The organism is Delftia sp. RIT313, assembly GCF_000632165.1.
Lineage (GTDB): Bacteria > Pseudomonadota > Gammaproteobacteria > Burkholderiales > Burkholderiaceae_C > Comamonas > Comamonas acidovorans.
In genome coordinates this window covers 108,105-129,651 of the sequence record NZ_JFYT01000001.1, presented here as the reverse complement: position 1 = coordinate 129,651, position 21,547 = coordinate 108,105, and the positions used below count along the sequence as shown (strand labels likewise).

General features: G+C 67.8%; 17 protein-coding genes. 11 read left to right on the top strand and 6 right to left on the bottom strand.

What is annotated here, in order from left to right; genetic code table 11:
• Positions 1–145 precede the first annotated feature (145 nt).
• Both BW39_RS00555 and BW39_RS00550 read left to right on the top strand, forming a co-directional pair.
• Complete coding sequence (locus tag BW39_RS00555; RefSeq protein ID WP_043819083.1) at positions 146–1,138, top strand: Bug family tripartite tricarboxylate transporter substrate binding protein; 993 nt, start codon at positions 146–148, stop codon at positions 1,136–1,138.
• Positions 1,135–2,433, top strand: coding sequence for a hypothetical protein (locus BW39_RS00550; protein WP_043819081.1), 1,299 nt, complete (start codon positions 1,135–1,137; stop codon positions 2,431–2,433). The genes BW39_RS00555 and BW39_RS00550 overlap by 4 nt, the downstream gene beginning before the upstream one ends.
• A 22-nt stretch (positions 2,434–2,455) precedes the next feature.
• Here BW39_RS00550 and BW39_RS00545 read toward each other — a convergent pair whose 3' ends face one another.
• The 4 genes from BW39_RS00545 to BW39_RS00530 are packed head-to-tail and all read right to left on the bottom strand — an operon-like array spanning position 2,456 to position 6,599.
• A complete protein-coding gene (locus tag BW39_RS00545) occupies positions 2,456–3,385 on the bottom strand; it encodes a dihydrodipicolinate synthase family protein (RefSeq protein ID WP_043819079.1) in 930 nt (309 codons plus the stop codon).
• Between the two features lie 11 nt (positions 3,386–3,396).
• On the bottom strand, positions 3,397–4,569 hold the full coding sequence (locus tag BW39_RS00540) for an L-rhamnonate dehydratase (RefSeq protein WP_043819077.1): 1,173 nt from the start codon (positions 4,567–4,569) through the stop codon (positions 3,397–3,399).
• 28 nt (positions 4,570–4,597) lie between these two features.
• A complete protein-coding gene (locus tag BW39_RS00535) occupies positions 4,598–5,626 on the bottom strand; it encodes a 4-hydroxythreonine-4-phosphate dehydrogenase PdxA (protein WP_043819075.1) in 1,029 nt (342 codons plus the stop codon).
• A 7-nt stretch (positions 5,627–5,633) separates the two neighbouring features.
• On the bottom strand, positions 5,634–6,599 hold the full coding sequence (locus BW39_RS00530; RefSeq protein ID WP_043819073.1) for a Bug family tripartite tricarboxylate transporter substrate binding protein: 966 nt from the start codon (positions 6,597–6,599) through the stop codon (positions 5,634–5,636).
• Between the two features lie 115 nt (positions 6,600–6,714).
• Between BW39_RS00530 and BW39_RS00525 the strand changes: the two genes are divergently transcribed.
• Positions 6,715–7,671 (top strand): LysR family transcriptional regulator, encoded by a 957-nt coding sequence (locus tag BW39_RS00525; RefSeq protein WP_043819070.1) that lies wholly within the window; start codon positions 6,715–6,717, stop codon positions 7,669–7,671.
• On the opposite strand, the gene BW39_RS00520 is transcribed toward BW39_RS00525, so the two are convergent.
• Positions 7,668–8,597, bottom strand: coding sequence for a LysR family transcriptional regulator (locus BW39_RS00520; RefSeq protein WP_043819068.1), 930 nt, complete (start codon positions 8,595–8,597; stop codon positions 7,668–7,670). The two genes, BW39_RS00525 and BW39_RS00520, sit on opposite strands and share 4 nt — an antisense overlap.
• Positions 8,598–8,724: 127 nt before the next feature.
• On the opposite strand from BW39_RS00520, the gene BW39_RS00515 reads away from it, so the two are divergent.
• From BW39_RS00515 to BW39_RS00505, 3 genes are all read left to right on the top strand, one after another.
• The gene (locus tag BW39_RS00515) at positions 8,725–9,507 is read left to right on the top strand and encodes a putative hydro-lyase (RefSeq protein ID WP_013801417.1); all 783 of its coding nucleotides are present in this window, start codon (positions 8,725–8,727) and stop codon (positions 9,505–9,507) included.
• Between the two features lie 233 nt (positions 9,508–9,740).
• Positions 9,741–13,373 carry a hydantoinase B/oxoprolinase family protein gene (locus tag BW39_RS00510; protein ID WP_043819067.1) on the top strand — a complete coding sequence of 1,211 codons (3,633 nt, stop codon included), beginning with the start codon at positions 9,741–9,743 and terminating at the stop codon, positions 13,371–13,373.
• A 126-nt stretch (positions 13,374–13,499) separates the two neighbouring features.
• Positions 13,500–14,789, top strand: a complete 1,290-nt coding sequence (locus tag BW39_RS00505) for an MFS transporter (RefSeq protein ID WP_043819065.1) — start codon at positions 13,500–13,502, stop codon at positions 14,787–14,789.
• A 28-nt stretch (positions 14,790–14,817) separates the two neighbouring features.
• Here BW39_RS00505 and BW39_RS00500 read toward each other — a convergent pair whose 3' ends face one another.
• Complete coding sequence (locus BW39_RS00500) at positions 14,818–15,327, bottom strand: DUF1993 domain-containing protein (protein ID WP_016447516.1); 510 nt, start codon at positions 15,325–15,327, stop codon at positions 14,818–14,820.
• A 116-nt stretch (positions 15,328–15,443) separates the two neighbouring features.
• On the opposite strand from BW39_RS00500, the gene hxpB reads away from it, so the two are divergent.
• The 5 genes from hxpB to BW39_RS00475 all read left to right on the top strand — a co-directional run bounded on the left by hxpB (position 15,444) and on the right by BW39_RS00475 (position 21,545).
• Positions 15,444–16,139, top strand: a complete 696-nt coding sequence (gene hxpB, locus BW39_RS00495; RefSeq protein ID WP_225613948.1) for a hexitol phosphatase HxpB — start codon at positions 15,444–15,446, stop codon at positions 16,137–16,139.
• A gap of 162 nt (positions 16,140–16,301) precedes the next feature.
• Positions 16,302–16,922: an RNA polymerase sigma factor gene (locus BW39_RS00490; protein WP_043819060.1), complete on the top strand. Its 621-nt coding sequence runs from the start codon at positions 16,302–16,304 to the stop codon at positions 16,920–16,922.
• Complete coding sequence (locus BW39_RS00485; RefSeq protein ID WP_043819057.1) at positions 16,919–17,953, top strand: FecR family protein; 1,035 nt, start codon at positions 16,919–16,921, stop codon at positions 17,951–17,953. Before BW39_RS00490 ends, BW39_RS00485 begins: the two co-directional genes overlap by 4 nt.
• A gap of 272 nt (positions 17,954–18,225) precedes the next feature.
• Entirely contained in the window at positions 18,226–20,841 is a 2,616-nt protein-coding gene (locus BW39_RS00480) for a TonB-dependent siderophore receptor (RefSeq protein ID WP_043819055.1), read from the top strand.
• 200 nt (positions 20,842–21,041) lie between these two features.
• Positions 21,042–21,545, top strand: coding sequence for a sigma-70 family RNA polymerase sigma factor (locus tag BW39_RS00475; protein WP_043819287.1), 504 nt, complete (start codon positions 21,042–21,044; stop codon positions 21,543–21,545).
• The last annotated feature ends 2 nt before the right edge of the window (positions 21,546–21,547 follow it).

Here is a 21,547-nt window from a genome sequence, read left to right as displayed (position 1 = left end):
TCGGTCCTGCTCGAGTTGGCTGGCAATGTATATCTTTTTTGTATAGAGGCCTCGAGAAAATGCATTTTTCCAAAGATGACAGGCTTTCTACACTGCCTCCATTGCATCGATTGCCCAGGCGCGGCAGCGCCGTCGAAAGGATTCCATGAACAAGACAACAGCACGCCGCACGGCCGCTGCATTAATCGCCGCCGCCGTGGCGGGCATGGTGCCGGCAGCCGCCCAGGCACAGGACGGCTTTCCCCAGCCCGGCCGGCAGATGCGCATCATCGTGCCGTTCACTGCAGGCGGCAGCTCCGACGTGCAGGCACGCATGCTGGCCGACCGCCTGAGCCGGCTCTGGGGCCAGCCGGTGGTGGTGGAAAACAAGCCCGGCGCAGGCGGTCATCTGGGAGGCCGATATGTGGCCGATCAGCCGGCCGACGGCTACACGCTGATGGTGGGCTCCATCGGCCTGCATGCCGCCTATGGCGTGTACGGCAAGCTGGCCTATGACCCCGCAAGGGATCTGCGCGTGGTGACCGTGCTGGCCGAGATGCCGCATGTGGTGGTGGCCACGCCCAGCCTTGCCGCCAGCAACCTGGCCGAGCTGACGGCGCTGGCCAAAAAGGCGCCTGGCACGGTCAACTTCGGCTCGGCCGGCGTGGGCTCGTCCGTGCACATGATGGGCGAGCTGTACAAGCTGCAGGCGGGCGCGCCCATCGTGCACGTGCCTTATCGCGGCAGCTCGGCCGCGCTCAACGACCTGCTGGGCGGCCAGATCCAGCTCATGTTCGAGAACCCGCCCACGGTGCTGTCGCACATACGCGGCGGCAAGCTCAAGGCGTTGGCCGTCACGGGCAGCCAGCGCCTGGCGGCCCTGCCGGACGTGCCCACGGCGGCCGAGTCCGGGCTCAAGGACTATGTGGCCACCTCCTGGACCACGGTGGCCGTCTCCTCCAAGGTGCCCGAGGCCATCGTCAAAAAGCTCAATGACGACATCCGAAAGGTCGTGGCCACGCCCGAGTTCCGCAAGGGCCTGCAAGAGCAGGGCATGAGCGCCGTCGCCAACAGCCTGCCTGAGGCGCAATCCTTCGTTGCCCGCGAAAAGCAGCGTTGGGACCGCGTGATCGCCGAAGGCCACATCTCCGCCCAATGAAACGCTCCATGACTTCGAACACCCCCGCATCCTTCGTCCCCTGCCGCCGCCTGGGCGATGGCCGCCAGCACCACTTCTTCGGCTACTACAACAAGTCCAGCTGGGACCGCAGCAATCGCCTGGTGCTGGCGCAGCAAACGCCGTGGATGGACCAGTACCTCACGCCCCAGGCGCGGGCGTCCATCGGCTACTTCGATACCGAAAATGGCGACCGCTTCCACGCCGTGGGCGAGACAGGCGCCTGGAACTGGCAGATGGGCAGCCAGCTGCAGTGGCTGGACGGGCTGGCGGGCCGCCAGCTGATCCACAACGACAGGACGGCAGATTCCGGGGGGCGCTATCCGGGGTTCGGCTCCGTGGTCATCGATGTGGACAGCGGCGAGCGGCGCACCCTGCCCATGCCTGTCTATGTGGTGGCACCCAGCAGCGCCTGGGCGCTGTGCGTGGACTACCGTCGTCTGTACGTCACGCACGAAACCATTGGCTATAGCGAAGAGGGTGGTCCCTTCGCCTTGCCCCTGGCGCCCGAGGACGACGGCATCTGGCGCATGGAGATCGCGACGGGCGAGGCAAGGCTGCTGGCCAGCTATGCGCGGCTCAAGGCCTTTCATCACCGCGCATCGATGGACAAGGCCATCCACTGGGTCAGCCATATCGAGGTCAACCCCTCGTCATCGCGCATCCTGTTCCTGCACCGCTGGACCGAACGCGTCAAGGACGAAACCTGCTTTCTGCACCGCCTGATCACCATGGCGCCCGACGGCTCCGACATGCGCCTGCTCGAATGCTCGGACCATCCGCTGCCCCAGCTGGCCGACGACTTCGACCCGATGGCCGTGGGCACGTTCGACTACGAAAAGTCCGAATACCAGATCTCGCATCCGCTATGGCAGGACGACAGCCACATCATTGTGTGGGGCCCGCATGCCGGGGAGATCCACTATCACCTCTATGACGATGTGGAGGGTGGTGACGTGCAGGTGGTGGGCGCAGGCGTGCTGGTGGAGAACGGCCACATGAGCTTCTCGCCCGTGGACACGCGCTGGCTGCTCAGCGATACCTACCCCGACGACCGCACGCACGAGCGCTTCCTGTTCCTGTACGACATGCACACGGGCGAGCGCCACGACCTGGGCAGCTTCTACGCCTCGCCCGATCTCAGCAAGGAAAACCGCTGCGACCTGCACCCGCGCTGGAGCCGTGACGGGCGCCAGGTCTGCATCGACTCCGTGCACGAGCACCAGCGGCAGATGTATGTGCTCGATGTGTCGGGGATCGTGGAGACCCCGAGATAGCTATTTGTGGGGCCTTGGAACCTTAGCGCCCCCAGCGCAGCACCAGCGGATCCAGCCGCCGCGCAATGTCCAGCAACTGGCGGCGCACCTCGGGGTGCATGGGCGGCCAGGGCGCGCGCGGCGCGTCGCAGGCGATCACGCCGCCGGCCTTCATCAGCGCCTTGGCGGCCAGGAAGCCGGCCTGGCGGTTTTCGTGGTTGATCAGGGGCAGCCAGCGCTGGTAGAGGGCGAATGCGGTGTCGGGGTCGCCGTTTCTGTGGGCTTCGATGATGGGGCGTATGCCGTCGGCAAAGCCGCCGCCCGTCATGGAGCCCGTGGCGCCGGCCTCCAGGTCGGCCAGCAGTGTGATGGCTTCCTCGCCATCCCAGGGGCCTTCGATGGCGTCGCCGCCCAGGGCGATGAGCTCGCGCAGCTTGCCGGCGGCGCCTGCGGTTTCCATCTTGAAGTAGCAGACCTGCTCGATCTCGCGGGCCATGCGCGCGAGGAAGGAGGGGGACAGCGGCGTGCCTGCGGCCGGCGCGTCCTGGACCATGATGGGAATGGCGATGGCATCGGACACGGCCTGGAAGAAGCCCTGGACCTGGGGCTCGCCGAAGCGGAAGGTGGCACCGTGGTAGGGCGGCATGACCATCACCATGGCCGCGCCCATGTCCTGCGCGCGGCGGCTTCGCTCGGCGCACACGCGCGACGAGGTGTGCGTGGTGGTGACGATCACGGGCACGCGGCCCGCCACATGCTCCAGCGCCGTGCGCGTGAGGACCTCGCGCTCGTCATCGGCCAGCAGGAACTGCTCGGAGAAGTTGGCCAGGATGCACAGGCCATCCACGCCCGAGTCGATCATGAAATCCAGGCAGCGCCTCTGGCTGGTTAGGTCCAGCGTGCCGTCCTCGTGAAAGGTGGTGGGTACCACGGGGAAGATGCCGCTGTAGCGCGGCCGAGAAATTCCGGGCATGGCGTGCTCCCTCATTCGACGATGCGGAACTGGTCCAGGTACTCGGTCTTGAGCGTGAGGCCCAGGCCCGGCACATCGTCCTTGAGCTGCAGGAAGCCGTTCTCGGCCACGGGTTCGCCGTCGAAGATGTACCAGAACAGCTCGTTGCCCACTTCCACGTCAAAGATGGGGAAGTACTCGGCCATGGGCGAGGCCAGCGTGCTCATGGTCAGGTGGTAGTTGTGCATCTGGCCCGCATGCGGGATCACGGGCACGCTGAACGCCTCGCACAGCGCATTGATCTTGTGCGCGGCCGTGATGCCGCCCACGCGGTTGGTGTCGTACTGCACGACGCTGACGGCCTTTTTGTCCAGCAGCTGCTTGAAGCCGTAGAGGCTGAACTCGTGCTCGCCGCCTGAGATCGGAATGCTGGTGAGCCGGTTGAGTTCGGCGTAGCCGTCGATGTCGTCGGCGATCACGGGCTCCTCCAGCCAGCGCGGCTCGAACTTCTCCAGCTTGGGCAGCATGCGCCTGGCGTACTCCAGGTTCCAGCCCATGTAGCACTCCAGCATCAGGTCGCAGTCGTAGCCTATGACCTCGCGCACGGCCTCGACCGAGCGCAGGTTCTCGCGCACGCCTTCCTGCAGATGGGCCGGGCCGTAGCCGAAGCGCATCTTGAAGGCCTTGAAGCCCTGGTCCAGGAATATTTGCGCCTCTTCCTGCATGACCTTGAGGTCGGTGCGGTAGAGCTTGCTGTAGTAGCAGGGAATCCTTTCCTTGGTGCGCCCGCCCAGCAGCTTGAACACAGGCTTGTTCACGCTCTTGCCCAGGATGTCCCAGATGGCCAGGTCCACGGCCGAGATGGCTGCCATGGTCACGCCCTTGCGGCCCCAGGCGTGCGTGGCGCGGTACATGCGCTGCCACAGGTATTCGTAGTCCCACGGGTCGTGGCCGATGACCAGGGGCGCCAGGTACTCGTCGATGATGGCCTTGGCGATGCGCGGCGCCAGCGCCACGTTGCCCAGGCCGACGATGCCGTCGTCGGTCTCGATCTCCACCACCGTCCAGGAATGGAAGCGGAAGGTGGACATGGTCTCCTGCGGCGCATAGAGCAGGTCCATGGCGTTGGAGCAGAAGTTGCCCTGGGGCGGCACGGTCTTGCCTTGCCATTCGTAGACGCGGGCGCGGACGGATTTGATTTTCATGATGGTGATGGCGAGGGAGTGAAGTCAGTCAGGACAGGCGCGCGGCGCCCATGCGGCAGGCGATCAGAAAGGCCTGCCAGGTGGCCTCCACGCTGGCCCGGCCCTGGCCCGCGATGTCATAGGCCGTGCCGTGGGCCGGCGTGGTGATGGGAATCGGCAGGCCGCCCTGCACGGTCACGCCGCGCGAGAAGCCCAGCAGCTTGATGGCGATCTGGCCCTGGTCGTGGTACATGGTCACGATGGCCTGGTACTCGCCCGCCTGGGCCTTCAGGAAGATGGTGTCGGCCGGGAAGGGGCCGTGGAACGGATCGGGCGTGGGCCAGTCGCGGGCCTGCAGCGCGCGCACGGCCGGCGCGATGATGTCGATCTCCTCGCGCCCGCAGGTGCCGCCATCGCCGTTGTGCGGGTTGAAGCCCGCCACCGCCACCTTGGGGGCCGCCATGCCGCTGGCCAGCAGCGCGCGGTAGATCAGCTCGGCCGCCTGCGCGATGCGCTCCTGGCTCAGATAGCCGGCCACGTCCCTGAGCGGCACATGCGACGAAATGCGCGAGGTCCACAGATCGCCCAGCGTATTGAATTCGCAGAAATAGCCGGTGACGCCCAGGTGCTCGGCAAAGTGGTGCAGCTCGTCTTCATGGCGCAGGCCGCCCAGCTTCATGGCCTGCTTGTTGAGCGGCGCAAAGCAGATGGCGTCGATCTGGCCGGCCTGGGCCGCGTCCATGCACCGGTCCAGCACCTGCAGCACCGAGCGCCCGCCTGCGGCTTCGGCACGGCCCTGGTGCACGGCATCGGGGGCCACCGTGTCCAGGGCCAGGAAGGCGGGCAGGGCGGTATCGGTGCGGCCCCGTGCATGGGCCATGCTGGCGATGGGCGCGGTGGCCACCTGCAGGCCCGCGATGCGCTGGCCCTGCTGCCACAGCCAGGGGTCGCCGGCCAGCACGATGTTGGCCTTTTGCATGGCCTCGGGCCGCGCCAGCAGGCGTGCGATCAGTTCGGCGCCTATGCCGGCGGGATCGCCCAGGGTCAGGGCGACGACGGGAAGTTCGGATGCGGGCATGTGCGGCTCAGTCGATCTTGATGTGGTTCTTGCGGATGATTTCGCCAAAGCGCTGGTACTCGGCGTTGTGCAAGGCGATGAACTCCGCCTGGCCCATGGGCTGCAGCTCGGCGCCCACGGCCTCCAGGCGCGTGCGCGTCTCGGGCATGGCCAGCACCTTGTTGACCTCGTCGTGCACCCGGGCCTGCACGGCGCGGGGTGTGGCCGCTGGCATGTAGATGCCGTACCAGGCGCCTATCTCCACGCCGGGCAGGCCGGCCTCGGCCAGCGTGGGCACCTGGGGCAGCTGGGCGTTGCGCCGGGCCGATGTCACGCCCAGGGCGCGCAGCTTGCCGGCCTTGATCTGGCCGATCACCGAAGGCATGGTGTCGAAGCTCATCTGCACCTGGCCGCTGACCAGATCCACCAGGGCGGCGGCGCTGCCCTTGTAGGGCACGTGGGTGATCTCTATGCCGGCGGCATCCTTGAACATCTCGGCCGCGATGTGCTGGGTGCTGCCCGTGCCGCTGCTGGCGAAGTTGATCCTGCCGGGCTCCTTGCGGGCCAGGGCGACCAGTTCCTGCACCGAGTTGGCGGGCAGGTTGTTGCCCACCACCAGCACATTGGGCACTGCGCCCACATAGGCCACCGGCACCAGGTCGCGGTTGCTGTCGTAGCCCAGCTTGAGCAGGTGCGGGGCAATGGCATGGGCCGTGACGACGCCCATCACCATGGTGTGCCCGTCCGTGGACTTGGCCGTCATGTCCACGGCCAGGGTGTTGGAGACGCCGGGGCGGTTTTCCACGATCACCGGCTGGCGCAGCAGCGGCGCCAGCCGGTCGGCCACGGCGCGGGCCATGGCGTCGGTGCCGCCGCCCGGGGCCGAGCCCACAAGCATGCGCACGGGCCGCGTGGGCCAGTCGGGCGGGGTTTGGGCCAGGGCGATGGCGGGCAGCAGGGCAGCTGCGGCCAGCAGCAGGGGGCGGCGTTGCATGTCTTGTCTCCGGTGCTTTTGTTGTGGACCCATGCTAGGCAGATGATTGATTGCCGTAAACTGAAAGTTGCTGATGAATCAATAACCTTGGGTAATCAATTCACGGGATATTCCTATGGGCTCCATCGACCGCAGGGACAGCACGCCGCAACTGCTCAACCGCCTGCGCATGCGGCAGGTGGCGCTGATGCTGGCCATCGACCAGAGGGGCACGCTGCGCGGCGCCGCAGCCGAGCTGGGACTGAGCCAGCCGGCCGCCACCAAGATGCTGCATGAGCTGGAAAGCGCGCTGGGCCTGCCCCTGTTCGACCGCGTGGGGCGCGGCCTGCAGCTGAACGCGGCGGGCGAGCGCGTGACGGGCTACTTCCGCCACCTGCGCGGCGGCATGGAGGCGCTGAACCGCGAGCTGCAGGAACTGCGCGAGGGCTGTGCGGGGCGGCTGGCCGTGGGCAGCATCATGGCGGCCTCACCGGGGCGGCTGACACAGGCGCTGCTGGCGCTCAAGCGCCAGTGGCCGCTGCTGTCCATCGAGGTGGCCGTGGACACCAGCGACCGGCTGCTGGCGCAGTTGCAGGACGGCGTGCTGGAGGTGGTGGTGGGCCGGCAGACCGGGAAGGCCGATCCCGCCCATCTGTTCCGCACGATTGATGACGAGGCCCTGTCCATCATCGTGGGCTGCGGCCATCCGCTGGCGCGTGCCCGCAGCGTGGGCTTTGCGCAGCTGCAGGCCCATGGCTGGGTGCTGCAGCCGCCCGGCAGTCCCATGCGCGCACTGATCGACCAGGAATTCCAGGCCCACGGCCTGCCGCTGCCGCGCGGCCTGATCGAGACGGGCTCCATCCTCACCACCATGAACCTGGTGCGCAACTCCGACCTGATCGCCGTGATTCCGCAGGCCGTGGCCCGGGACAGCGCCGCGCACGGCATGGTCCGCATCCTGCCCTATCGCATGCGCCGCAACCTGCAGGCCTACGGCAGCCTGGTGCGCCGTGACCGGCCGCTGAGCCAGGCGGCCGACAGCTTTCTGGCGCTGTTGCACGGGCAGGAGCCGCCGCCGGCATCCGCGCCCTAGCCGATGTACCGCGCCAGATGCGGGCTGACCCGCTTGCAGTAGCTCTTGCAGACGCGGCGCAGCACTTGTGCGGTGTCGGTGACGCCGGGCGGCGGGCTCTTGGGGTACCAGGTGGTGATGCGAAAGGAGGGCGGCGTGGGCAGCTCCAGCTCCACCAGCTCCCCGCTTTCGAGCTGCGGCGCCACCAGCATGCCGTGCATGATGGCCACGCCCAGGCCCTCGCGCACCAGCGAGACCAGGGCCGCCAGCGAGGGCGATCCCGAGATGCGCAGGTCGCTGGAGACCATGCCGCTTTGCACGGCCAGCTGCTGTGCCATGGCCACGGCCTGCTCGTAGGGGCCGGTGCCGCGCATCTGGGTCAGCAATTGCTTGCCCAGCGCCTTGTGCAGTCCATCCTTCCTGGGTACCAGGCCCCGCCTGGCAATCCAGTGCACAGGCACTTCCAGCAGGTTCTCGACCACGGCGAACTGGGGGTCCACGCCGCTGCCGGTGCGCACGATCAGGTCCAGGTCGCGCCGCATCATCTGCTCCGACAGGTGGGTGCTCAGATCGACGGTCAGGTCCAGCTCGATGTGCGGCAGGCTGGTGCCCATCGCCTTGACGAATTCGGGCAGGAAGGTGTGTACCGCCGTCTCCAGCACACCGACCCGCAGGCGGCAGCCGATGGCGTCGTCGGACCTGGCGGCACGCTCCAGGGTGCGTGTGGCTTCGATGACGGCTTCCGCATGCCGCAGCAAGCGGGCGCCGGCATCGGTGATCTGCAGCGTCTTGCGGTCCCAGTGGAACAGGGTCACGCCCAGGTCCGACTCCAGCCCGCGGATGCGCATGGAGACGGCGCCGGGGCTGGCATGCACCAGTTCGGCCACGCGGCGCACGCTGCCGATGCGTGCCAGCAGCACAAAGGTTTCCAGAAAGCGGATGTTCATGGGGAGGCTGCGCGGGCTGCAGTGGCTGTTCAGTTTTCCTGGGGGAGGCTGCGCACAATTCCTGAGTGGACCGGTGGCCTGCTGCTTTTTACATTGGGGGGCATCTCCATTCAATAGAGGCTCCCCCATGACGCATTGGACCCATCCGACCGAGTTCCGCCAGGAGGTGCGCGCCGGACGCTTTCGCGGGCAGACGGCCGGGCAGTGCCCCGGCTACACCCAGGGCAACCTGGCGATACTGCCGCGCGAGTGCAGCGAGGAGTTCCTGCGCTTTGCCCGGCTGAACCCCAAGTCCTGCCCGCTGATCGGCGTGACCGAGCCCGGCAGCAGCCGCGTGCCCGAACTGGGCGATATCGATCTGAAGACCGATCTGCCCTCGTACTGGGTGTTTCGCGATGGTCACAGGGCCGAGCAGGTGAATGACCTCACGGGCCTGTGGCGCGACGACCTGGTGGGCTTCGTCATCGGCTGCTCCTATTCCTTCGAGGACGCGCTGCGCGATGCCGGCGTGCCCGTGCGCCATATCGACGAGGGCCGGGGCGCTCCCATGTTCATCACTGACATTGCCAACGGCCAGGCCGGCCGGTTCGGTGGCCGGATGGTGGTCAGCATGCGGCCCATGACGGCCGCCCAGGCCATCCGTGCGATCCAGGTGACTTCGCGCTTTCCCAGCGTGCATGGCGCGCCCGTGCACCTGGGCGACCCCGCGCAGATCGGCATTGCCGATATCGAGCGGCCGGACTTCGGCGAGCCCATGGCGCTCAAACCCGGGGAGATCCCCGTGTTCTGGGCCTGCGGCGTGACGCCCCAGCAGGCCATACGCTCGGCGGCCCTGCCATTCGCCATCACGCACGAGCCGGGCCACATGCTGGTGACGGAGTTGCGCAACAGCCATCTGGCCGCGTTCTGACGGCCTGCCTGCCTGGCATGGGGCCCGCTTCGGCGGGCCTTTTTCTTTGCGTTGCCGGCCGGCAAGGGGCCGCTCCTGTTCAGTTTTCGTGAACAGAGGGGGCGAAAACTTCTCGATGGACGCGGTCCAGGGGCACTTTTAGATTGGACGCCAGTGGTGGGCACCGGCGGAGGGCCGTGCTCCAGACCACGGTTTTCCTGACTTCAACTTCGAGACAAACGGGTTCCGACACCATGCAAGAACGCTCCACTCCGCAATACAAGCGCTGGCAATTCTGGATAGACCGCGGCGGCACATTCACCGACATCGTGGGCAAGCGGCCCGATGGCAGCCTGGCCACGCACAAGCTGCTGTCGGAAAACCCCGAGCAGTACCGTGATGCGGCCGTGGCCGGCATCCGCCACCTGCTGGGCCTCAAGCCCGGCGAGCCGGTCACGCCGGACCTTGTGGAGTGCGTGAAGATGGGCACCACGGTGGCCACCAATGCGCTGCTGGAGCGCAAGGGCGAGCCCACGCTGCTGGTGACCACGCGGGGCTTTCGTGATGCGCTGCGCATTGCCTACCAGAACCGCCCGCGCCTGTTCGACCGGCATATCCAGCTACCCGAGCTGCTGTACAGCGAGGTGGTGGAGGCGCTTGAGCGCGTGGATGCCCGTGGGGAAGTGCAGCAGGAACTGGACGTGCTGCACCTGCACACCGCGCTGCTGCAGGCCCATGCCCGGGGCCTGCGCAGCGTGGCCATCGTCTTCATGCATGGCTACCGCTACATGCGGCACGAGCAGATTGCGGCGAGCATTGCGCGGCAGGCGGGATTCACGCAGATCAGCACCTCGCACGAGACCAGCCCGCTGATGAAGTTCGTGAGCCGGGGCGACACCACGGTGGTCGATGCCTACCTCTCGCCCATCTTGCGCCGCTATGTACAGCAGGTCGCTGGCGAGATGCCGGGCGTGCGGCTGTTTTTCATGCAGTCCTCCGGCGGGCTGGCCGATGCGGGCAGCTTCCAGGGCAAGGATGCCATCCTGAGCGGTCCGGCCGGCGGCATCGTGGGCATGGCCCGCACGGCGGGGCTGGCCGGGCACGACAAGGTCATCGGCTTCGACATGGGCGGCACCTCCACCGATGTCAGCCACTACGCTGGCGCCTTCGAGCGCGAGTTCGAGACCCAGGTGGCCGGTGTGCGCATGCGCGCGCCGATGATGAGCATCCACACGGTGGCAGCCGGTGGCGGCTCGGTACTGGCCTATGACGGCTCGCGCTTTCGCGTGGGCCCGGAGAGCGCGGGTGCCAACCCCGGCCCCGTGAGCTACCGCCGTGGCGGGCCCCTGGCCGTGACCGATGCGAACGTGATGGTGGGCAAGGTCCAGCCCCGCTACTTCCCCAGCGTGTTCGGCCCGGCCGCCAACGAGCGGCTCGATGGCGAGGCCGTCCGGGCGCGCTTCGATGAGCTGGCGGTGCAGACGGGGCGCAGGCCCGAGGAAGTGGCCGAAGGCTTCATCCGCATCGCCGTGCAGCAGATGGCCAACGCCATCAAGAAGATCAGCGTGGCGCGCGGCTATGACGTCACGCGCTACACGCTGCAGTGCTTTGGCGGCGCGGGCGGCCAGCATGCCTGCCTGGTGGCTGATGCCCTGGGCATGACCCGTGTGTTCGTGCATCCGCTGGCCGGCGTGCTCAGCGCCTACGGCATGGGCCTGGCGGACCAGACCGTCATCCGTGAGCAGGCGATGGAGGTGGCGCTGTCTGCTGCGGCCTTGCCGCTGATCGCGGAGTCGCTGGATTCGCTGGGCGACGCGGCCAAGGCCGAGCTTGAGCGCCAGCAGGTCGGCGCCAGTCCCGTGCAGGTACGCTACAACGTGCATGTGCGCTATGAGGGCACGGATTCCGCCCTGGCCGTGCCCTTCGGCGGGCTGGACGACATTCAGGCGGCCTTCGAGTCGGCCTATCGCCAGCGGTTCGCCTTCCTGATGGCGGGCAAGGGCCTGGTGGTGGAAGCCGTTTCCGTCGAAGCCGTGATTGCGGGCGATGCGCCCAGCGAGCCGGTGCTGCAGGAGCATCCGCCGCGCGAGCATCCGCGCCGCGAAACCGTGCGCATCTACTCCGACGGTGCCTGGCATGACGCGGCCCTGGTGGTGCGCGAGGACCTGCGGCCCGGCGACGCCATCCCCGGCCCGGCCATCATCGCCGAGCGCAATGCCACCACGGTGGTCGAGCCTGGCTGGCTGGCGCGGCTCACGGCGCTGGACCATCTGGTGCTGGACCGCGTGGTCGCGCGCAAGATCGAGTACGCGGCCGGCACCTCGGTGGACCCGGTGCTGCTGGAGGTCTTCAACAACCTGTTCATGAACATCGCCGAGCAGATGGGTCTGCAGCTGCAGAACACGGCCTACTCGGTGAACATCAAGGAACGGCTGGACTTCAGCTGCGCGCTGTTCGATGCCGAGGGCCATCTCATCGCCAATGCGCCGCACATGCCCGTGCACCTGGGCTCCATGGGCGAGAGCATCCAGACGGTGATCCGCAAGAACGCCGGGCGCATGGCCCAGGGCGATGTCTATGTGCTCAACGACCCTTACCAGGGCGGCACCCACCTGCCCGACATCACGGTCATCACGCCCGTGTACGTGGCCGACGAGGCCTCTCCCACCTTCTACGTGGGCAGCCGGGGCCACCATGCCGACGTGGGCGGCATCACGCCCGGTTCCATGCCGCCGTTTTCCACGCGCATCGAGGAAGAGGGCGTGCAGATCGACAACTTCAAGCTGGTCGATCGCGGCGTGCTGCGCGGCCAGGAGATGGTCGAGCTGCTGCAAAGCGGCGAGTACCCGAGCCGCAACCCGCACCAGAACCTGGCCGACCTGAAGGCCCAGATCGCGGCCAATGAAAAAGGCGTGCAGGAGCTGCGCAAGATGGTGGCCCAGTTCGGTCTGCCCGTGGTGCAGCCCTATATGGGCCATGTGCAGGACAACGCCGAGGAGTCGGTGCGCCGCGTCATCAAGCGGCTCAGGAACGGGCAGTTCACGCTGCCGCTGGACAACGGCGCGCAGATCCGCGTGGCCGTCACCGTGGATACGGCGGGCCGCAGCGCGGTCATCGACTTCTCGGGCACCAGCGCCCAGCAGACCAACAACTTCAATGCGCCGCGCGCCGTGTGCATGGCGGCCGTGCTGTACGTGTTCCGCACGCTGGTGGACGACGACATCCCGCTCAACGCGGGCTGCCTCAAGCCCTTGAAGGTCATCATTCCCCAGGGCTGCATGCTCAACCCCAATGCACCGGCCTCGGTGGTGGCGGGCAATGTGGAGACCTCCACCTGCATCACCAATGCGCTGTTCGGCGCGCTGGGCGTGATGGCGGGCAGCCAGCCCACCATGAACAACTTCACCTTCGGCAATGCGCGCCACCAGTACTACGAAACCATTGCCGGCGGCAGCGGCGCGGGCGCGGTGCTGGACGCCGAGGGCCGGGTGGAGCGCGGGTTCAACGGCACCAGCGTCGTCCAGACGCACATGACCAATTCGCGCCTGACAGATCCGGAGGTGCTGGAGTTCCGCTTCCCCGTCATGCTGGACAGCTATGCCATCCGCGAAGGCTCGGGCGGCAGTGGGCGCTGGCATGGGGGCAGCGGCGGTGTGCGGCGCGTGCGCTTCCTGGAAGCCATGACGGCCAGCATCCTGTCCAACGGGCGCCTGAACCCGGCCTTCGGCATGGCGGGCGGCCAGCCGGGGCAGCCGGGCATCAACCGTGTGCTGCGCGCCGATGGCCAGGTCGAGGCGCTGGAGCACATCGGCGCCGTGCAGATGCAGCCCGGCGATGTGTTCGAGGTCTGCACGCCGGGGGGCGGCGGCTACGGAACGGCGGCCTGACACACCGCCTGCAGGGGTCTGTCCGGGTGGTAGATGAGGGCCGCCCGGCCAGGCCTGGTTCATCACCGATGCAATGCCATTGAAGGCAAGACGCTTCTGCATACCGAAGCGCAAGGAGACTGAAAAATGACAAGCCTTGAAAATGCCAAGCCCCTGGCTGGCGAACAGTCGCAGGGCAGCTGGCTGGGCCAGCTCGAACCCCGGGAAAAACGCGCACTGACGGCCTCGTTCGGAGGCTACGCGGTCGATTCCTTCGACTACTACACGCTGCCCCTGGTCACGCCGATCCTGCTGTCGCTGTGGGGCATGAGCAAGACCGAGGTCGGCCTGATCGGCACCTCGACCCTGGTGGCCTCGGCCATCGGCGGCTGGATGGCCGGCATCCTGGCGGACCGCTACGGGCGTGTGCGCGTGCTGCAGTGGACCATCCTCGTGTTCGCCCTTTTCACCTTCGCCTGCGGCCTGGCGCAGACGCCGGGCCAGTTGCTGCTGGCCCGCACGCTGCAGGGGCTGGGCTTTGGCGGCGAATGGGCCGTGGGCTCGGTGCTGATCGCCGAGACCATACGGCCGGCTTTCCGTGGCAAGGCGGTGGGGCTGGTGCAAAGCAGCTGGGCCATAGGCTGGGGAGCGGCCGTGCTGGTGTCCATGGCGCTGTTCTCGTTTCTGCCGCCCGAGATGTCATGGCGGGCCATGTTCCTGCTGGGCCTGCTGCCGGCCCTGCTGATCCTGTTCATCCGCCGTTCCGTCAAGGACCCCGAGGTCTACCTGAAGACCCGCGCCGCCGTGGGCCGGGGCGAGCGCAGCGGGCACTTCCTGGACATCTTCAAGGGCGGCATGCTCAAGACCACGGTGCTGGCCAGCCTGATGTTCACCGGCATGCAGGGCGGCTACTACGCCATTGCCGTGTGGCTGCCCACCTTCCTGAAGAACGAGCGCCACCTGACGGTGCTGGGCTCGGGCGGCTACCAGTTCATGTTCATCTTCGGCGCCTTTGCCGGCTACCTGTGCGGTGCCTACGCCTCCGACCGGCTGGGCCGGCGCCTGGCCTTCACGCTGTTCGCCATCGGCGCCGGCAGCCTGGCCTATGCCTATACGCTGCTGCCCATCACCGATGCCTGGATGCTGGTGCTGGGCTTTCCGCTGGGCTTTTTCATGTCGGGCATCTTCAGCGGCGCCGGAGCCTTCCTGGCCGAGCTGTTCCCCAACGAACTGCGCGGCTCCGGCCAGGGCTTTTGCTACAACTTCGGCCGCGGCATCGGGGCCACCTTCCCCGCGCTGGTGGGCGTGTTCAGCGACCGGCTGGGCCTGTCGCTGGGCACGGCCATCGGCATCTGCGCCACGGCCGGCTACGTGATGGTGGTGATGTTCGCCATGTGCCTGCCGGAGACGCGGGGCCGGGATCTGGCCGCGCAGTGAAGCGCTGGCCAGACCGGCCACGGCACGCTCAGTAGCTGCCCATGTAGTCGCGCTTGCCGACCTCGACGCCGTTGTGGCGCAGCAGGGCATAGGCGGTGGTCACATGGAAGAAGAACTGCGGCAGGCCATAGTGCAGCAGGTAGGCGCTGGCGGTCAGCTTCTTTTCCTTGGGCGTGCCGGGGCGCAGCACGATCTCGCGGGACTCGCTTTGCGCGAACTGCTCGGGCGCGAACGAGCCCACATGGTCCAGCGCCTTGGTGATCAGCGCCTGCAGGTCGGCAAAGCTGGTCTGCGTGTCGGGCCACGAAGGCACCTCGGCGCCGGCCAGGCGCGAGGCGATGCCCTTGGCGAAGTCCGCAGCAATCTGCACCTGGCGCACCAGCGGGAACATGTCGGGGAACAGGCGGGCCTGCAGCAGGGCGTCGGGATCGATGTTCTTCTGCGCGGCGTGTTCCTCGGCCTTTTTGAGCACGTCGGACAGGGCTTTCAGCATCTGCTGCAGGACGGGAATGGAGGCGGTGTACAGGGGGCTGGTCATTGCGGGCTCGCTAAGGATTGTGAAGGGCTGGCAATCGCATGCATCTGCATCCATCGCCAGCCGGCACAGGCTAACAGCAACTGCTTTCACTTGCCGCCTGCGCTAGCATGCGCGCCATGCAAATCCCTGAAGCCGCTCCCTCGTTCGCAGGTCTTGGCCAGGCCGGATTCGGTGCCGCCATCTTCGACATGGACGGCCTGCTCATAGACTCCGAGCCCTTCTGGAAGCGTGCCGAACGCGAGTCCTTTGCCGAGGTCGGCATCGACATCACGGCCGAGATGTCCCGCGTGACGGCGCCCATGACCACGGCGCAGGTTGCCGCGCACTGGTACGCCCACCGGCCCTGGCAGGGGCCCAGCCAGCGCGAGCTGGAGAGCCGCGTGGTCGCGCGCGTGGCGGCCCTGGTCAGCGCGCATGGACAGGCCCTGCCCGGCGTGCGCGAAACACTGAGCGCCTGCCGCGCCCTGGGCTGGCGCGTGGCGCTGGCCTCGAACTCTCCTTTGTCTTTGTGCCACCACACCCTGGATGCGCTGGGCCTGCGGCCGGCGTTCGACGCCATCGTCTCGGCCGAGCAGGTGGTGCGCGGCAAGCCCGCGCCCGACATCTACCACTTCGCGGCGCAACGCCTGGGCGTGCCGGCCGGGCGCTGCCTGGTGTTCGAGGACTCCGTCACGGGAACACATGCGGCGCGGCAGGCCGGCATGACCGTCATCGCCGTGCCGTCCGAGGACCAGTGCTTCGACGGGGCGCAGCCTGCGCCGCACTGGGTGGTGCCCACGCTGGTGGCGCTGCATGGGGCAGCGGGCCGGTAAGGCATCCGCAGCACCCGCATCGCATGGCGCGTGCCGGCCGCAAAGGTGTTGATGAGAACCATTCTCAGTACAATCGCCGCCCGTGCCGTCCTTCTTCGTCCTGTCCGTTTCCCATGCTGGCGTGCCTGCCCGCGTCCAGACCGCCGTGCCGGGAGCCTGCCCGTGAGCGCGCGCGTGCCTGGTGCGGACGATGATGCCGCTCCCTCGCTGCTGGCCCGCGTGTATGCGCGCTGGCACCAGCCTCTGCGCCGCCTGCTGGGCCGGCAGATGCGCAACCACGAGGATGCCGAGGATGCGGTGCAGGAGGTCTTCGTGCGCTATGCGGCCTCGGGCAAGGCCCTGCCGCCCGAGGAGCAGGAACCCTATCTGCGCGTGATCGCCCGCCATGTCTCGCACGATGCCTGGCGCCGCTCGGCGGGCGCGCCGGGGCGCGAATCGGTCTCGCTGGATGAACACATGGAACTGGCGCAGCAACTGCCGGCCGGCGAGGGCTCGGACCCCCTGCAGGCGGCGCACCACCGCGAACGCCTGGGCCGGCTGGAGCAGGCCATGGCCGAGCTGCCCGAGCGCCGCCGCGAGGCCTTCGTTCTGCACAGCATCGACGGTCTCACGCAGACCGAGGTGGCGCAGCGCATGGGCATTTCGCGCCGCATGGTGCACAACCATGTGACGCTGGCCATGGCCTATTGCGAACTGCGCGTGCAGTACGGCAGCGCCGAAGACATGCGCCTGATGCAGAGCCTGCTGGCGCAGGCCGCGACGGACGGGGAGGGCCGGGAATGACGCTGACCCCGCAACGCCTGCAACTGCACGCCCGCGCCGCCGACTACTTCGCCCGCCGCCGTGAAGCCGACTGGACCGGCGCCGACGAGCGCGAACTCGACGCCTGGCTGGCCGCCGACCCGCAGCACCGCAGCATCTTCGAGAGCCTGGGGCGCACGGTGCTGGACCTGCAGCAGTTGCCCAGGCCGGCGCTGGCCTGCGACGCGGCTGCTGCGCCGCAAGCCAGGGCGAGCGGGCCGCGTGCGCAGACACAGGCCCACTTGCCCGCGCCGGCACGTCAGCGCACACGCCGCGGCCTGATGCCTGCGTTGCTGTCGGTGGCTCTGGTCACGACGCTGGCCGTGGGCGGGGGCTGGTATGCCTGGGACAACCACGCAAGCCATGTGATCGAGATAGCCACCGGCCCCGGCGAGGTGCGCGAGGCCGAACTGCCCGATGGCACGCGGGTCACGCTGAATTTTTCCTCCAGGCTGCAGGTGCGCTACTACCCGCGCCGCCGCGAGACGGTGCTGGACCAGGGCGAGGCCTTCTTCCAGGTCGCCGCCGACCGCTCGCGGCCCTTCACCGTGGACAGCGGCGCCAGCCAGGTCCGGGTGGTGGGCACGGCCTTCAATGTGCGCGCCGGGCCGCCCGCGCTGGTGGTGAAGGTGCTGGAGGGCAAGGTGGAACTGCGTCCCGACCGCCATGCTGCGGACGGCAGGCGCCTGCTGCTGGGCGCGGGTGCCGGCATGTCCGTCGATGCCCGCGACGGCACGCAGCATCCGCTGGCGGCCGGCGCGGACACGGTGGGCGACTGGCGCAGCGGCCAGATGGTGTTCCAGCAGGCAACGCTGGCCGAGGTCGCCGCCGATCTGTCGCGCTACCTGGGCCAGCCCGTACGGGTGGATGGCGATGCGCGGCTGGCCGCGCTGTCCGTGTCCGGCGTGGCGCTGACCGGCAAGCCCGAGGTGTTTCTGCGCTCGTTGCCGCACTTGTTGCCGGTGCGTGTGCAGGCCGAAGCGCAGGGCGGCTGGCGAATCTCGGCGCATTGAGTGCCTTGTCTGTTTGTAAATTAATGTAAACAACTCGCTTTCTCGGTTCGGCCACGTTCCCACTTTGGCGCGGTAGCGGGTTTTACCTTCATGGAGGCCGGGCTTTCTCGCGCCTCCATGGTTGCCAGCCAGGCCGCTGCCCAGTGCACAGCTCAGCCAACAACCGCGACGGCCGCGCACGCGCGTGGCGGGTGGAACGCTCAACTGTTTGCCTGCCACCCACCGCGCACACCGCGACAGCGGGCAATGGACACAGTGCAGCAGGAGCAGGGATGCAAGCAGGAAAAGAACACGGCAGCGCCGCCATGGGCGCGGGCATTTGGGGAGGAGAGTTTCAGCACAGGGGCAGGCCATGGCGGCGGGCAAGGATGCCGTCGCTGGTGGCCGCAGCCCTGGTTGCGCTGGCGCAGCCGGCGGTGCAGGCGCAGCAGCCATCGTCCGTGCAGGCGGGGCAGGCGGGTCAGGCAGGGGAGCTGGCCTTCAGCATCGCGTCCCAGCCGCTGGCTGGCGCGCTGCGCCAGTTCACGCAGCAGGCCCAGCACCAGGTGCTGTTCGATCCGCAGATCGTTGCAGGCCGCACTTCACCGGCCTTGCAGGGCCGCTTCACGCCGCGCCAGGCGCTGGACCGGCTGCTGGCCGGCACGGGCGTGACCGTGATCGATGCCGTACCGGGCGCCTACACGCTGAAGGCACCGCTCAGGGAGCCGTCGCCGGCAGCCGATGCTGCGCTGGGCACGGTGCTGGTCACGGCCCAGGCGCACGCTGGCGATACCACGGAGGGTTCGGGCTCCTATGCGGCCTCGCGCGTGTCGCTGGGCAAGGGGCAGAGCGTGCGCGAGACGCCGCAGTCCATCTCCGTGGTCACGCGCCAGCGCATCGAGGACCAGGGCCTGGTCTCCGTGGGCGACGTCATGCAGCAGACCACGGGTGTGACGGTGGACTACGCGGGCTCGGGTGGCCTGGGCGGCACGGCCAACAGCTTCTATGCGCGGGGCTTCCAGATCAGCAATGTCCAGATCGACGGAGCGGCGGTGGATGCCTTCAGCCAGGGCACCTTCGATCCCAACATGGCCATGTACGACAGCGTGCAGGTGATCCGCGGCGCGGACGGCCTGTACAGCGGCAATGGCGAGCCCGGCGGCTCCATCAACCTGGTGAGAAAGCGCCCCACGGCCCAGCCCCAGGTGCTGGCCTCGGCCTCGGTGGGCAGCTGGAACCAGCGCCGGGCCGAACTTGATGTGGCGGGCCCCCTGGCTGCCGATGGCCGGGTGCGCGGCCGCGCCGTGCTGGCGCACAGCGACCGCGTGTTCTTCTATGACTACGCCGATGCGCGCAACACCTTGCTCTACGGCATTGTGGAAGCCGATCTCACGCCTGCGACCAAGCTGACCCTGGGCGGCAGCTACGACAAGTCGGCCAGCCTGCCCTGGCGCGGTGGCCTGCCGCGCGCGGCCAATGGCGACGATCTGCACCTGCCGCGCCATACGGCACTCATGGCGGGCTGGGGCCATTACGACAGGACCAACAAGGAGCTGTTTGCCCAGCTGGAACAGAAGCTGGAGGGCGACTGGCGCGTCCGCGCCCATGCCAACTATGTCAAGGTGGACAGCGACAGCCGGTTGGCCGACGTCACCGGCGCGGTCGATCCGACGACGGGCCTGGGAGCCACGCTCAACGGCTTCTCCAACGACTTCTATTCCACCAAGAAGGCGCTGGATGCCAACGTCAGCGGAACGTTCTCCCTGCTGGGGCGCAGGCACCGGCTGCTGCTGGGCGCGGACTGGGCCAAGATCCGTGACACGCAGGACACCTTTCTGTCCGAGGTGGACATGCCGGGGGGCATCAACGTGTTCGGCTTCGACCCGGGCGCCATTCCCTTGCCCAGCTTCGTCTGGAAGACGCGCAGCTTCGCGGGCTATGGCGCCACGCAGAAGGGCCTGTACGGCCGGCTCAACCTGAGCCTGACGGACCGGCTGACGGCCATCGTCGGCGCACGCCGCGCCAGCTATGCAACGCAGACACCCTGGCTGCGCTTCGACCGGGCCGGCAATCTCACCAGCCGCATCGTGTCGTCCAATAGCGAGAGCGGTATCTTCACGCCCTATGGCGGCCTGGTCTACGACATCGACGACCGCTGGACGGCCTACGGCAGCGTCGCCGAGATCCACAAGTCCCAGGCCGACAAGCTGGGTGGGCCCTTGCCAGGCACGCCGCTGGACCCCATCAAGGGCCGCAATTTCGAGCTGGGCGCCAAGGGCGAGTTCAACGAGGGCCGGCTGATGGCCTCCATGGCCCTGTACCGCATAGAGCGCAATGGCGAGGCCGTGGCCGATCCCTCCTACCCCAACACCGACATCGGCGACGCGGGCCTGAACTGCTGCTGGCTGAGCAAGGGCAAGGTGGTGAGCCAGGGCGTGGAAGGCGAGATCTCGGGCGAGCTGGCGCGCGGCTGGCAGCTGTTTGCCGGCTACACCTTCAACCGCAACCACAACAAGACGCCGGGCATCGAAGGCATCTACCACTCCGTCACGCCCAAGCATCTGTTCAAGCTGTGGAGCACCTACCGCCTGCCGGGCGAGCTGTCGCAATGGACGATTGGCGGCGGGGCCAATATCCAGAGCGCACATTTCGTCAGCGGCACGGCCAAGGCCTTCAATCCTGACTCGGGCAAGTTCGATGGCGCGGCCGTGCCCTTCAAGTTCAGCCAGGGTGGCTATGCCGTGTGGAATGCCAGCGTGCAGTACCGCATCAACCGCAACTGGCAGGCCGTGCTCAACCTGAACAACCTGTTCGACAAGGTCTACTACCGCACAGTGGGCACCAGCGGCGGCAACAACTGGTATGGCGAGCCACGCAATGTGATGCTGACGCTGCGCGGTAGCTTTTGAAGACCCCCTGAGGCGCTGCGCGCCTTCCTCCTGAAGGGGGACGACACCCTCGGTGCGAGGCGGCTCTTCCTCGGTGTCTCTGGTTCTGGAGCGCGCCGGTTTGCGAAGGGGAGGGCATCAAGGCCTAATCCTTATAGAATGAGAATCTTTCTCATTCATGTGGCGCACGCCTGCACGTGCTGCCGCACCAGGAGCCTGTCTTGCCCGCCGCCCCCGCCGCTTTGCACCAAGAGGTCGATACGCTGTACCGCGTCCACCATGGCTGGCTCCAGGGCTGGCTGCGGCGGCGATTGGGCAATTCCACGGAGGCGGCCGATCTGGCGCAGGACACTTTCATGCGCCTGCTCACGCGCAGCGAGCCCATTGCCGCACGCGAGCCGCGTGCCTTTCTGACCACGGTGGCGCAGGGCGTGGTGGCCAATTTCATGCGGCGCAGGCAGATCGAAGAGGCGTACCTGGCCACGCTGGCGCATTTGCCCGAGCCGCAGGTGCCGGGCCCCGAAACGCGCGCCATCCTGCTGGAGACGCTGGTCGAGCTGGACCGCCGCCTGGACACGCTGGCACCCCCCGTGCGCCGTGCCTTCCTGCTGTCGCAGCTCGACGGCATGAAGCAGGCCGACATCGCGGCCGAGTTGCAGCTGTCGCTGGCCACCGTGCAGCGCCATATCGCCAAGGCCGCGCACTGCTGCTTCTTCGGCGGCTGAGC

Coding starts and splice junctions, on each gene's coding strand:
- BW39_RS00480 (WP_043819055.1), top strand. CDS start 18,226: ATGCAAGCAGGAAAAGAACACGGCAGCGCCGCCATGGGCGCGGGCATT.
- BW39_RS00540 (WP_043819077.1), bottom strand. CDS start 4,569: ATGAAAATCAAATCCGTCCGCGCCCGCGTCTACGAATGGCAAGGCAAG.
- BW39_RS00520 (WP_043819068.1), bottom strand. CDS start 8,597: ATGAACATCCGCTTTCTGGAAACCTTTGTGCTGCTGGCACGCATCGGC.
- BW39_RS00535 (WP_043819075.1), bottom strand. CDS start 5,626: ATGCCCGCATCCGAACTTCCCGTCGTCGCCCTGACCCTGGGCGATCCC.
- BW39_RS00555 (WP_043819083.1), top strand. CDS start 146: ATGAACAAGACAACAGCACGCCGCACGGCCGCTGCATTAATCGCCGCC.
- BW39_RS00545 (WP_043819079.1), bottom strand. CDS start 3,385: ATGCCCGGAATTTCTCGGCCGCGCTACAGCGGCATCTTCCCCGTGGTA.
- BW39_RS00515 (WP_013801417.1), top strand. CDS start 8,725: ATGACGCATTGGACCCATCCGACCGAGTTCCGCCAGGAGGTGCGCGCC.
- BW39_RS00525 (WP_043819070.1), top strand. CDS start 6,715: ATGGGCTCCATCGACCGCAGGGACAGCACGCCGCAACTGCTCAACCGC.
- BW39_RS00550 (WP_043819081.1), top strand. CDS start 1,135: ATGAAACGCTCCATGACTTCGAACACCCCCGCATCCTTCGTCCCCTGC.
- BW39_RS00485 (WP_043819057.1), top strand. CDS start 16,919: ATGACGCTGACCCCGCAACGCCTGCAACTGCACGCCCGCGCCGCCGAC.
- BW39_RS00505 (WP_043819065.1), top strand. CDS start 13,500: ATGACAAGCCTTGAAAATGCCAAGCCCCTGGCTGGCGAACAGTCGCAG.
- BW39_RS00510 (WP_043819067.1), top strand. CDS start 9,741: ATGCAAGAACGCTCCACTCCGCAATACAAGCGCTGGCAATTCTGGATA.
- hxpB (WP_225613948.1), top strand. CDS start 15,444: ATGCAAATCCCTGAAGCCGCTCCCTCGTTCGCAGGTCTTGGCCAGGCC.
- BW39_RS00530 (WP_043819073.1), bottom strand. CDS start 6,599: ATGCAACGCCGCCCCCTGCTGCTGGCCGCAGCTGCCCTGCTGCCCGCC.
- BW39_RS00500 (WP_016447516.1), bottom strand. CDS start 15,327: ATGACCAGCCCCCTGTACACCGCCTCCATTCCCGTCCTGCAGCAGATG.